Genomic DNA, 13,201 nt, shown 5'->3' with positions numbered 1-13,201 from the left:
CAGGCGGAGCCATACGCTCCAGCCGTTCCAGCTGCTTTCTTCTGCCCTTAGCATTCCGGCTGTTGACGCCGGCAATGTTTTTACGGATGTATTCCTCCGTCTTTTTTATCTGCTTCTGCTGGGCGGTATACCGCCTTATATAATCCTCCCGCAGATGTTTTTTCTGCTTCAGGAAGTCTGAGTATTTTCCGCTGTATTTCCGGATGCTTTGTTCATCAATATCGCAGATGCAGGTGCTGATCTGCTCCAGGAAGGCAAAATCATGGGATACCACCAGAAACGCCCCGGAAAACTCCGTCAGATATTCAGACAGCCACCGGATATGCTCCTTGTCCAGAAAGTTCGTAGGTTCATCCAGCAGCAGTACATCCGGCTCCTCCAGCAGAAGCTTGGAAAGAATCACCTTGGCCCGCTGTCCCCCGCTTAAATTCCCCAGTTGTTTATCCATGCCAATGGCTGTCAGCCCCAGCCCCTCCGCAATCCGCATGATCCGGTATTCAATGGAATAAAAATCCGCGGCTTCCAGCTGCTGCTGGTATTTTTCCGCTTTTTTCAGCGCGTCCTCTTCTCCGGCCGAATAGCGTTGATAAGCCTGTACCATCTCCTTCTCCTTCTCAAAAAGCGCCGAAAAGGATGCCTGCATATACTCCAGCACGGTCTGCTGCGCATCAGCCGCGGCATGCTGATCCAGGTAGCCACGGCTGATTCCCGGCTGCCACCTGATCTGTCCCTCATCCGGTATGGTATTTTCGGTACAGCTATTGATAAAAGTGCTTTTCCCCACGCCGTTTGCCCCCACGATTCCCACATGCTCTCCTTTAAACAGGGAGAATTCCGCATTTTTATATAAACATTTGTCACCATAGCTCAGTGACAGCTCCGTAATATCAAGTAAGCTCATAATCTGTCATTCCTCTCTTTTTGTGCCTGCCGCAGATATTTCCAATGCTTTCCCGGCGTTTTACGCCCATCGCATTCTGCAGTCCATACAAATATTTCTATCAAAAAAAGGCCCTGCATTCCTGCAAAGCCCTTCCGCATTACATCCGCTTCCATGCACAGATATCCTCAGGCATTCTTCTCCGGCATTGTTGCCGCAGGAAGGCCTGTGGTGTGCACAGATACGGAAAGGCCGCAGACAAAACATTGTCCGCGGCCTCTCATATATCACCTACAACAGCGCTCCGTAAAAAAGGAGCGGCACGGGTATCTTCGGAGAAAACCGGTACACAAACCAGACACACGCCGCCCCATATTCCGGGGCATACCGTGTGTATACTGCTGCATCTGTTCCGTTTCTTCCGATGAACCGTTACTGCCTAATGATTAACCTCTGTACAATGTTTCATCGGTTCCAGTTGTACAGAGTTGATTCGCCTTGTAATCTTATCGGTTTCTGCTGTAAGTGTCATTGGTAATCTCCTTTTCCCGCCGCTGCAAAAATCTGACAGTATAAAATCCGTTACTGTATGCGGCCCGGGATTTTTAACATCCTATCACAGCGCTTTCCATCTGTCAAGCAGTAACAGTTCGGCCTTCGGCCGAACCGTTACTGCATCCGCCCATGAAAAGTCGCCTTCGGCGAGGGGCGGATGCCTGCCGCCGCCATGCTTTCTCACGGTCTGCACAGTAAATGCACAGACCTGCCTCAACTGTTACGTCAAGCGTCGTTAGCAGCTGTTGCCCGCTTATGATGTCGGCCGTTCCAGTCACCCTCCATATAGCCGGCAAGTTCCTGGTATTCCCTCTGGATATCCTGATACATATCCATAATCGGCTGACAGCGCACTCCTGTTTTTCCCATGATATCGTCAAAATTATCCGTCATAACATCCACAATGCTGCCGTCAATGAGGCCGTCCTCTTTCATCTTGCCGATGATTCCCACAATACGCTCCCTAGAAAAGGCCTCCTTGTAGCTTCTTGTCCCTGCAAGCGCACTGACGATATCTGCGACAGCCACAATTCTTTCCTCCAGGCTGAGATCCATGGCCGTCAGTCCCAGGGGATAGCCGGATCCGTCCAGCTTTTCGTGGTGCCTCATGGCAATTTTCCGTATTTTTTCTTCCACATCAGGGCCCAGGATCAGGCCGGTAAGCTCCACATGAGTGCGCATAATCCGCATGGCCTGAGGGCTCAGCTTCCCGGGGAATTCCAGGATTTCCACGGGTATGCCGATTTTTCCCAGATCATGAAGCAGGGAGCCGAAATAAATATCACTCAGTGCCCTGCCCTTAAGCCCCATCCTCTTTGCAAGCTCATAGCTGATGCTGGTCGTGGTCATGGTATGGGTCACAGTATGCCTGCTTCTGAAATCAATGGTATAAATCACCATGTCCAGATATTTTCTTATCTCTTCCTTTGTGAAGGGAACCTTCCAGATTTTTTCCCATAATTCAGCTTCCCAGGCCTCCCTTTCGGAGGAAAGCTCCAGGAAATCCTCCGCCAGCACAATATCCGCTATTTCAGGAGAATATCTCACTCCCCGTCCGGCCAAAAGGCGTCGTGCAAATTCCTGATAGCTGCAGCCTTCTTCCTCCAGGCACACATCCGCCCGGTCCGCTATGTACATGATCTGGGCAAGCCTCTTATTCTCCGGGCCGACGCCGGGCAGCTCCTGCAGCCTGCTCCAGGTGGTATGATGGAACAGGACCCCCGGAGCCACTTCCTGCAAAGGCGTAAAATACTTAATGAACAGATAACCATAAATGGAGTGTTCCTGCATATTTCTGGTTTCAAATTCCAGCATCCGGCTGATTTCTTCCGTTTTATAAGCGCCGATATCATGGTACAGAGCCAGGATGCAGATATCCCGCATTTCCTTTTCCGTATAGCCGCCCAGCCTGGCAAGTATCCTGGATACGATACAGGCTACCCGGAACCCGTGGTCCACCAGCCTGGCATCCACATAATTACAGGCGCGGCGGACTATTCCCAGCACGCCCCTGTTGTCAATATAATTACCATATTCAATCATATTCCGCATTTTCTTTTCTAGCAAAAATTTCACGGAAGGATTCCTCATAGGGCTCCCGTGCAATGCCATATTCCGTTACGATTCCTGCAATCAGGCTGTGATCCGTCACATCGAATGCAGGATTATATACCTTTACGCCCTCCGGCGCCATGCGTTCCCGGTACCACATCTGTGTGACTTCCTCTGCAGGGCGTTCTTCAATATGAATATCCGCGCCTGTGGCCGTATTCATATCAATGGTAGAGGTAGGTGCGCAGATATAGACAGGCACGTTATAATAATTCGCAGCAATCGCCACCGAAGAAGTGCCTATTTTATTAGCGGTATCACCGTTACGGGCCACTCTGTCACAGCCTACGAAAACAGCGTCTACCCAGCCGTTTTTCATTACGGTGGCCGCCATATTATCACAGATCAGGGTCACATCCACACCTGAAGAATGCAGCTCATAGCTGGTCAGCCTGGCTCCCTGCAGCAGCGGACGGGTCTCATCCGCAAAAACACGGAAGTGATAGCCTCTTTCCTCTCCCAGATAAATAGGCGCTGTGGCGGTTCCGTATTTGCTTGTAGCCAGCTGTCCCGCATTGCAGTGGGTGAGGATGCCGTCGCCGGGCTTCACAAGGGTAAGGCCGAATTCCCCGATGGTTTTGCATACCCGGATATCCTCTGCCTTGATGGCATCCGCTTCCGCTTTCAGAAGCCGCTTGATTTCTTCCACCGATTTATCCCCATTGTCTGTCACAATTTTTTCCATACGCTTCAGCGCCCAGGACAGATTTACCGCGGTGGGGCGGGACGAATCCAGGTATTCCTTCTGTTTTCTGAATTCGGCAAGAAAAGTGCTGTAATCCGCCGTATCTATCTGCTTGGCCAAAAGGTAAATGCCAAAAGCCGCCGCCACGCCAATGGCCGGGGCGCCGCGTACCTTCAGAAGATAAATGGCATCCCACATTTCCTGTGCAGTTTTCAGACGGATAATCTCCGTTTTTCCCGGCAGCTTTGTCTGATCTATGATGACAAGAGCGTCATCCTTATCATCCAGCTCTACCGTTTCGTACTCCATGATATTTTTATTCTCACTCAACTGTGTTACCTCCTTGTATTGCGGAGCAAAATGCCAGCCTCTGACAAACAGAGGATTTTCCTCCGCTTAATGTATACCGGGCTTGATACTCCGTCATCCTTCCGCTTATCAGGCAGGATGCCCTGTCAGCTTTTTCCGGGAAATTTGACTTCAGACAGAAGGCCCCGAAGGGTCATCCCTTTTGCTTCCAGTGTTTCGTTCACCGCCGTTGCCGCAAATATCAGGAAAAAAATTCCCACAATAAGAAAATCCAGTTTTTTGGATATCTTCTTTTCCCAAACCTTCAACTTATCTTCCCTGGTTTTCGCTTTCTTTGCCACTGCATTTCCTCCTTTCAGGATTCTCCGGACGCTGTCCGATACTTCGTCCGCCGTCCAGTCTCAGCCAACAATAATATCCGCAAATTCCGCTGCCGCCGCTTTTGCCAGATCTGCCGGATCCAGTTCAATCTGGGAACCGATGCGGCCTCCGCTTACAATTACGGAAGGCAGGGACTGCGCACTTTTTTCTATCAGTGTTTTATACTGTTTCTTCATCCCCACTGCGGTGCAGCCGCCGCGGATGTATCCTGTAACAGTATTGATATCCTTTACATGGAGCATTGCCACGGATTTCTGGCCCGCAGCCCTGGCCGCCTTCTTCAAATCCAGCTCCGCTTCTATGGGTATCACGAATACAAAATATTCTTTGGACGGGCTTTGGGTAACCAGAGTCTTGTATACCTTTTCATGAGGAAGGTCCAGCATATCCGCAACCTGTATGCCATCAATAAATTCGCCGCATTCATAGGTGTAGTGGGTATAGGGGATTTTCATTCGGTCCAGAATGCGCATGGCATTGGTTTTTATTTCTTTTTGTTTTGCCAATTCCGCCACCTCTTTCGTGTTTGTACCTGGTCATTATAGCATATCGGCGTTTGGACGTATACTGTGAAATGTGGGGGATGGAGGGAACGCAAAGAAATGGGATAACCGCTAAGTTTTCTCAGCTGTTACTAAGCGGCCGGAAAAGAGAAAAAGATCCGGAGAAACTGCCTTCCAGTCTCTTCGGATCCTCTTTATTACAGGGAATGTGAAACAGCATATCTTATTTGTCAGTTGCTATTGTTCTTCCTGATTCTTTGCTTTTTCCTCCATGAAACTGCGCAGTTCTTCTTCCGCAGCTTCCCGGGTCAGCGAAAAGTTCTTCTGAAGCTTTTCACAAATGCGTTTTTCTTCCACACCCTCTTCCAGATTATCCTGTACCATTGCACGGATTCCCTGTTTAAGCCCTTCCTGCCTGCCCTTTTCAATTCCAATCTCAAGAATATTCATCTTTACAGCCTCCCATTCTTCCGATTGCTTCACTTCATTTACAATTTCATCCAACGTGACAATCCGTCTATCCTTTACTATGATTTCAGGATTATCAATCGTCGTATTTTTCATATACTGCAACAGGCTTATCAGCTCAGGACGGCCATTCCTGCTGGTCATATTCAGGAATATTTTCTTCGTGCCGTCATCCAGCGGCAAATCGGAAATTTCTTCACACTGTTCAGTAAATGTGTATTCAGCCAAATCCCGTCCAAAAATATCCTCCTGCGTAATGAAAATGATAATAGTCGATGGCAAATGCTTATATTTTGTCATCTTTCCTGATTTTAAAACCGGAGTATCCAGCAAACCCTGATAAAATCTTGCTCTTCGCCTGACATCATCCGTTTCGGTTTCATTCTGCATTTCCGTATTAATACGGCGGTCAAGCGTATCCCGTGCCCAGGCATCCAGCCGGATAGCCCGTTTCCCGCTTTTGTTAAGTACTACCTGCTCCACCTCTACCTCAGCCAGCTTCAGCTCCGGTTCATCCAGAATAATACTCAGGGTGCATTCATAGGCCGTCTTGTTCTTCATCACGGATAAAAACAAAGCGAAATCACTCAGGTTAAACTGATAGTTCCGGGGCAGCAATTGGGTAGAAGTATCCCCTGTTGTTATAAGGTTCATAGGCATTCCTCTCTTTCTTTTTCCGCAGAGAGAACTATGCCTTTTGCTCTCCCTGCTTATTCATTTGTCAGCAAGGAGTTCATGCATTATCACGCATACGTAACCGGGATGTATCTTCCTCATGGCCCGGGCAATCTCTCTGCCGTTCCTATGGGATTTTCCTCGGCATATGCATTCATGCACACGCGAAACTGCGTGCAGATACCGGCCTGTCAGCGGAATCGCTGAGACAGTACGGCATAGAATCTTAAAAGATGAACAGATATGTTGAATTCATTGCTTGATCCGATTGTAGCATACTGAAATTTATAACGCAATAATATCATATAATATTTTAATAAACATTTTTTGTTGTCAGGAAATTACTCCGGCAATTTTTTACTTTAAACACAATGCAGCAAGGCTTGGCTAATAATTTACCGTTATGCTTATTTACGGTTGAATGTCCGCATTGACACAGCAAAACACACAACACTTAATACTATGCACCATGTAAGTGCCAGCATTAAACTATTCCCCAAAGGCAAATCAAGGGTCAGGGCTCTCAAGCTGTCAATCATCGGTGTCATAGGCTGTATCGAAGCAAACCTGCCAATACCTCTTGGCATAGTGTCAACAGGAGCAAATCCCGAACTCGTAAAAGGTAAAATAAAAAGGGGGAACAATAGTCCGGTTGCCCCTTCTACCGACTTTGAAATCGTCCCACAAAGTACAGCGATCAGCGTAAATGTAATATTTATCAGCAAAAGGAGCGCTATAACCAAAACCCAATCCACAAACCCTGCTTGCGGCCTAAAGCCAAGAATGGGAGCTGTTGCCATAATAACAATGTTTGAAATAATTCCCCGCATCACTCCAGCCCCTGTATGGCCAATCAACACAGCAGATTTTGAAACAGACATACAGCGAAAGCGGTCTATGATACCCTTTGTCATATCCGCTGCAACATTCATTGCCGAATATTGAGAGGCCTGGGCGATGCTTTGAAAAATAATTCCCGGCACAATAAAATCAATGTAATTAAAATCCCCTACATCGGATATGCTGCCAAAGACCGTGCCAAATAAAAGAATTAAGAAAAATGGTATCAGCGTTGCCGTCAGGAGTGTTTCAGGATTACGCAATGATATAATTAAACAGCGTTTGAACATAACCCATGAATCGGGGAATAATTTTCTACTAAATTTTTTCATATTGGTTTTTCTCCTTTTTTTCATCAATCAGTGTTAAAAATACATCTTCTAATGAAGGCAGGTTTTGTTCTATACTGTCGGCAAAAATTCCATTTTCATTTAAGAGCTTTATCGCTGAACCGGCTTTAGCCTCACTTTCAAAAACAAGCCTCAGCCCTCTCTCCGGCAATATTTCTTTAAGATACCTCTGCGTGCCCTCTGCAATGATTTTACCGTCATGTAAAATAGCAATATCATCAGCGAGAAATTCAGCTTCTTCTAAATATTGTGTTGTGAGAAATACAGTTGTTCCTGTCCTTGCTAAATCCTTTACCAAATCCCACATGGCAATACGGTTTTGTGGGTCAAGCCCTGTTGTAGGTTCATCAAGAAAAAGTACATTTGGGTTTCCCATAAGGCTCATAGCTATATCAAGCCTGCGCCGCATCCCCCCCGAATAGGTGGAGACTCTTTTGTTGGCTGCATCCTCCAATCTCGAAAAAGACAGCCACTCGTTTACGGTGCTTTTGAGGTTTGGCAGACGTTTCAATTGTCCGATAAGCGTCAGATTTTCTCTGCCTGTCAAAACTTCATCTACCGCCACAAACTGCCCTGTCAGGCTGATACACTCACGTACATTGCCGCCATTCGTCGCCACATTAAATCCATTAACAACAGCCCTGCCGCCGTCTGCTTTCAATAGTGTGGAAAGAATTTTGATAACTGTCGTTTTTCCTGCACCATTGGAACCAAGCAAAGCAAAAATACTCCCTTTATCAATAGTGAAACTGACATCCTTCAAAACATGGTTTTCCTTATAGGATTTTTGCAGCCCGGATACTTCAATTATTTTTTCTGACATGTTCCTCCTCCTGATATACATACACATGTATGTTGTCATTGTAAATTTTACTGTCTAAAAAAGGCAGTAAAAAACAGATTTATTCTCTTCATTTTAACTGCTACATACAATGTCCCCCGCTTTAATATAAAATCAGCCGGAAGCGCCGTTACATCTGGCATCTTCCGGCTGTGCTATACAGTCAGAATATCGTATTTGTCATTGCCCGGCACGCAAGGTACGGTTGAGGAACCGATAATTGCGGCAGTGCAACCTGCAGTTTTCTGCGCATCCGGCGCAAATCCCTCACGATGGAGTAAAAGTGAACCGCAACCGGCGGTTCGGAAGATCATAGCAGGCGGGTCAGCTGTCCGCTTTGACCTCTGCTGTTTTAATAATGAATTTCACGCTACCGTCCATTCCCTCAGGCAGCCTGGTAAAGGTCTTGTATTCCTTTCCGGAATCCGCCACAGCCTTCAGACGGTCCGTCACGATTTTTGTATTATCTCCAAAAATATCCGTCAGCTTACTGATTCCTTCTTCGTCAAAGCGGAACATGCCATCCTTCAGGGTTCCTGCGCCTTCGTCCAGCGCCAGCGCCCCTTCCTGCAGGGAATGCGCGCCGTTTTCCAGGGTATCCACTCCGTCGGTGAGCGTCAGCGCTCCTTCATCCAGCTTTCCTGTCCCTTCCACCAGCCGGGCAGTGCCTTCCTTCAGCTGTGTGGTTCCTGTTTTCAGAGTACCGCTGCCTGCAGAAAGCGTAGCGGCTCCGTTTTTCAGTTCATCCAGGCCGCCCTTCAGCGTCCCGGCTCCTGAATCCAGCTTTTTGGCGCCCTCATTGAGTTCCCGGGCGCCGGATACTGCGCCTGCGGTCCCTTCCTTCAGAGCATTGGCGCCCGCAACCAGGGCGGGAACCCCTTTTTCCTGATCCGCCAGCTGCGTTAACCCGCCGTCCACCTGCCCAAGGCCCGCATAAAGAGCCTGGGTTCCGGCACTCAGCTGAGCGCAATACTGCTTGATAGTAACAATGTCCGTCGCTTTCTGCACCGCATCGCTGCTCAGGCCCTGAACCACCTGATACACCTCCTCCAGCTGGTTCAGCTGTTCGCTGTAAGCGGAAACCTGTGCTTCATAGACAGCCTCCTCCCTGACGGCCTCCCGGTAGCTTTCCACCGCCCCCGATACCGCGTCCGCAGAGATGGTTGCCACCTCCTTCGTCTGAGTGTCCACCGATACAATATCGTTGCCGCTGACACTTTCCACACTGCGGCCGGTCACTACCTCCACCTCTTCCGTGGAAGGCTGACATGCATTGTCCAGATCGGCCTGAGCCTGGCTGCACCGGGATCTGGCGGCATCCAGATTAGCCTGGGCGGTCTCCAGGGCTCCATTTGCATGACTCATCTGCTCTTCTATCATCTGGATTACGGGCGCCAAATCCTTTTCATAGGTATCAAAATAGGCGATTACCTTTTCATATAATGTTCCCATGTTCTGCGCGATTGCCTCGGAACTGCCCAGGATCGGCGGCTGGTCGCCGCTTCCGGTTTCCATGGCCGTTTTCAACGCCGAAATACCATTATTAACACCGGCAATTCCTTCCTGCAGGGCCCCCGCTCCGGCATCCAGCTTTCCGGCGCCGTCCATCAGGCTGCCGGTTCCCTCTACCAGGCTGTGGGTGCCGTCCTTCAGGCTTCCTGCCCCGTCGCTTAAGGAGGAAGCGCCGCTGTTGAGCTTATCTGCTCCCTCTGCCAGTGAAGATGCGCCCTCCTCCAGTTTTGCAGCGCCTTCGTCCAGTTCTCCGGACTTTTCATACAGCTCCCCGGTTCCCTCCTTCAGGCTCCCGGCGCCGTCCTTCAGGCTTACCACACCATCTGCCAGACTGTCCGTCCCTTCCTTCAGCTTTGCACTGCCGTCCTTTAAATCGGAGGTCCCGTCCTTCAGTTCATTGGATGCGGACTGCAGATCATTCATGGAATCATTCATTTCCTCCAGATCCAGGGAATCCGCGAGGGAAAAATCAGAAAGCATGTCACTCATGGCTATTGTCATAGTCATTCCCAGAGAAAAATTTTCAGCATCTGCGCTGACCTCCAGATAATCCGGAATGGCAAGCTCCTCCTCCGCCTGTTTCTTCTCCGCCTTTGACAAATCTTTTTTAAGTTCCTCCCAGTTCAGGCTTTCCTTCAGCCCCGGAAAAGTGATCCCCACCACAATGCTGTTATTTCCTTCCGACAGCAGACGGCCGTTGGTAACTTCGATATTGGAAAAGGTATCCTGGGGCAAAAGCATACCGGACAGCATGGCAAAGGGGATATGTATTTCTTCCTTTCTGCCGTTTACTTCAACGGTTCTCGTTTCTTTATTTTCGTAATCCATACGGATGGTCACCCGTCCGCTCTTTCCCGCGATTTCCTCCGGCTTTACTTCTTTTCCGTCCAGCTTATAGGTAAGCTTCACCGCAACAGGCAGTTGTTTTTCCGTACTTCCCTGATAGTAAATATCGGCTCCGTCCGCCTGCCAGGTAAGCCCGTTTTTCCCATCTGAGACAAATGTTTCGTAGCCCTTGACATTCTCGATATTCTGTAAATCCGATGCATCCTGCAGGGTACTGTCACCGTCCTTATTTTTCAGCCAGTCGCTTACAATGATCTTCTCCACGCCGCCGGAAGCGTCCGCCAGAACATAAACGGTCTCCTCCTTTCCCGTTTCCGCACTGTGGGAAGGCGCTCCCTGACTGCTCAGCGCCTCTGTCAGCAGCGCCTCTTCCTCCGAAGCTGTAGCAGCGGTTTCCTCCGCCTTCTGCGCCCCGCACCCTGTCAGGCCAAGCAGCAGCGATGCGCTCAGGGTAAGACTGAGTATTTTCTGATATCCGTTTCTTTTTATTCTATTCATGCCTGTGAAGCCTCCTGTTCCTTTTCTGCTTTGTTTGTTTTCATTCCCCAGGTAGTCCTCCGGATCAGCGCGTCAAATACCATCAGCATGGAAGGAAGAATAAAAATAACCGATGCCATACTTATCAGCGCGCCTCTTGCCATCAGGGTGCACAGGGAACTTATCATATCAATATTGGAATAAAGCCCGACGCCAAAGGTGGCCGCAAAGAAGGACAATGCGCTTACCATAATGGATTTTACGCTGGTCTGGCAGGCCACGGAAACCGCCTGCGCCTTATCCGCCCCGCCCAGGCGCTCGCTTTTATATCTTGTGGTCATCAGAATGGCGTAATCCACTGTGGCGCCCAGCTGTATGGTTCCGATTACGATGGAGGCGATAAACGGTATGGCCGTGTCCGTATAATAGGGGATTCCCATATTGATAAATATCGCCAGTTCTATCACCGCCACCAGGACTACCGGAAGTGTGAGGGATTTGAATACCAGCAGGATGATGAGAAAAATAACCCCGATGGAAACAATGCTTACCGTGCTGAAATCATGATCCGTAATCCGGATTAAATCCCTGGTACATGGCGCTTCTCCTACCAGCATCGCGCCGGGATCATATTTTTTACTCACTGCGCTCAGCGTATCGCACTGAGCGTTCACCTCATCCGATGCCACCTTATAAGCAGATCCAATGAGCAAAAGCTGCCAGTTTTCATCCTCCAGGGTCTCTGTAAGCTCAGCCGGCACCATTTCTCCGGGAAGCGCCGTCCCTTTCAGGGCATTCAGCCCCAGCACCCATTTTACGCCGTCCACCTTCTCAAGCTCCTCCGTCATATGCCGGACATCCTTTGGTGAAACATCGCCGTCTACCAACAGCATGTGCGTGGCATTCATATCAAACTCCGCATTCAGCTTATCATTTGCCACAATGCTGGGGAGTGTCTTGGGAAGCGTTTCATCCAGGTTATAATAAACCTTCGTATGCGTATAGCCGAACACTGCCGGAATCAGAGCCGCAACAAAAAGTACGGCAAACACCCTGTAGTGCTTAGTAATAAATGCGCCGATTCCCTTCGGCTCCGGCAGCACTGCCCTGTGCCTTGTTTTTTCCAGCGCCCTGTCGAAAACAAGAATCATGGACGGCAGTATGGTGATGCAGGCAATTACCCCGAACACAACACCCTTTGCCATCACGATTCCCAAATCAAGCCCCAGGGTAAAGCTCATAAAGCAAAGCGCCAGAAAGCCCGCCACCGTAGTAATGGAGCTGCCCACCACTGAGGTAATGGTTGCCGCGATCGCTTTTGCCATGGCATCCTTTTTACCCGTACCGGTCTGCTGCTGCTCCTGATAGCTGTGCCAGAGGAAGATGGAATAATCCATAGTTACTCCCAGCTGAAGCACCGCGCTTAACGCCTTGGTAATATAGGAAATCTGCCCCAGGAACACATTGGTTCCCAGATTATATAAAATCGCCATCCCTATGCTCAGCAGAAACAAAAAAGGAATCAGATAGGAATCCATGGTCAGGGACAGCACCAGGCAGGAAAGCAGAACAGCAATGCACACATAAACCGGCGCTTCCTTTTCCGACAGATTCTTTGTATCCGTGACCACCGCTGACATTCCGCTCAGGAAACAGTTTCTGTCCGCAACCCGCCGTATCTCCTCAATGGCCTTCATCGTCGCATCCGAAGAAGTCGTATCATCAAAAATAATGGCCATCAAAGTACTGTCCCCATGATTAAACGCCTCATACAGTTCATCCGGCAGCATCTCCATGGGAACCGAAATATCCATGGCCGTATCATACCAGATAACCTTCTTTACATGCTCCACCTGCTCAATCTCATTCTTCAGCTCCGTAATTTCCTTTGGCGTCATCCCTTCCGCCACAAACATGGAAAAGGCGCCTGTTCCAAACTCCTCCGTCAGAATATCCTGCCCCGCCATCGTCTCAATATCACCGGGAAGATAAGACAAAATATCATAATTCACCCGTGTTTTCGCATAGCCGATAACGGACGGCACCAACAACACTAACGCCGCTATCAGGATCGGAATCCTTAAAGCCACAATTCTCCTTCCAAACCTATCCATTCCCTGCACCTCTGTTTTTTATCATTATATGACCATTGGTCATTTTTGTTTACCTGTATTGTTATATCATTTTAATGACCATTGGTCAATATTTTAAATTATTAAATAACTATAAAGCCTGATATTTACCGTTTTCCACCCGACGCATTATCCC

Annotated in this window: 10 protein-coding genes; all 10 read right to left on the bottom strand. The window is 48.8% G+C overall.

Annotated features, from left to right (window positions below; translation table 11 throughout):
* Positions 1 to 901 (bottom strand): ATP-binding cassette domain-containing protein (locus HMPREF1548_RS28695; protein WP_021640437.1); only part of this gene is annotated, 901 nt, incomplete at its 3' end.
* Positions 902 to 1,660: 759 nt separating this feature from the next.
* Positions 1,661 to 3,010, bottom strand: coding sequence for an HD-GYP domain-containing protein (locus HMPREF1548_RS28690; RefSeq protein WP_320920759.1), 1,350 nt, complete (start codon positions 3,008 to 3,010; stop codon positions 1,661 to 1,663).
* On the bottom strand, positions 2,970 to 4,040 hold the full coding sequence (mtnA, locus tag HMPREF1548_RS28685; protein ID WP_021640432.1) for an S-methyl-5-thioribose-1-phosphate isomerase: 1,071 nt from the start codon (positions 4,038 to 4,040) through the stop codon (positions 2,970 to 2,972). Before mtnA ends, HMPREF1548_RS28690 begins: the two co-directional genes overlap by 41 nt.
* A gap of 146 nt (positions 4,041 to 4,186) precedes the next feature.
* Positions 4,187 to 4,381 carry a hypothetical protein gene (locus HMPREF1548_RS28680; RefSeq protein WP_021640431.1) on the bottom strand — a complete coding sequence of 65 codons (195 nt, stop codon included), beginning with the start codon at positions 4,379 to 4,381 and terminating at the stop codon, positions 4,187 to 4,189.
* Positions 4,382 to 4,441: 60 nt separating this feature from the next.
* Positions 4,442 to 4,927 (bottom strand): Cys-tRNA(Pro) deacylase, encoded by a 486-nt coding sequence (gene ybaK / locus HMPREF1548_RS28675; protein ID WP_025490329.1) that lies wholly within the window; start codon positions 4,925 to 4,927, stop codon positions 4,442 to 4,444.
* A 234-nt stretch (positions 4,928 to 5,161) separates the two neighbouring features.
* Positions 5,162 to 6,046, bottom strand: coding sequence for a hypothetical protein (locus HMPREF1548_RS28670; protein WP_198168697.1), 885 nt, complete (start codon positions 6,044 to 6,046; stop codon positions 5,162 to 5,164).
* Between the two features lie 428 nt (positions 6,047 to 6,474).
* A complete protein-coding gene (locus tag HMPREF1548_RS28665; RefSeq protein ID WP_021640427.1) occupies positions 6,475 to 7,239 on the bottom strand; it encodes an ABC transporter permease in 765 nt (254 codons plus the stop codon).
* Positions 7,226 to 8,080, bottom strand: coding sequence for an ABC transporter ATP-binding protein (locus tag HMPREF1548_RS28660; protein ID WP_035324416.1), 855 nt, complete (start codon positions 8,078 to 8,080; stop codon positions 7,226 to 7,228). Before HMPREF1548_RS28660 ends, HMPREF1548_RS28665 begins: the two co-directional genes overlap by 14 nt.
* 342 nt (positions 8,081 to 8,422) lie before the next feature.
* Positions 8,423 to 10,954 (bottom strand): hypothetical protein, encoded by a 2,532-nt coding sequence (locus HMPREF1548_RS28655; RefSeq protein ID WP_021640424.1) that lies wholly within the window; start codon positions 10,952 to 10,954, stop codon positions 8,423 to 8,425.
* Complete coding sequence (locus tag HMPREF1548_RS28650; protein ID WP_021640423.1) at positions 10,951 to 13,047, bottom strand: efflux RND transporter permease subunit; 2,097 nt, start codon at positions 13,045 to 13,047, stop codon at positions 10,951 to 10,953. The genes HMPREF1548_RS28655 and HMPREF1548_RS28650 overlap by 4 nt, the downstream gene beginning before the upstream one ends.
* Positions 13,048 to 13,201: the final 154 nt, after the last annotated feature.

This window comes from Clostridium sp. KLE 1755 (assembly GCF_000466465.2).
GTDB lineage: Bacteria > Bacillota > Clostridia > Lachnospirales > Lachnospiraceae > Eisenbergiella > Eisenbergiella porci.
Note: the sequence above shows the minus strand (reverse complement) of the source record. Positions and strands in the feature narration are given on the sequence as shown.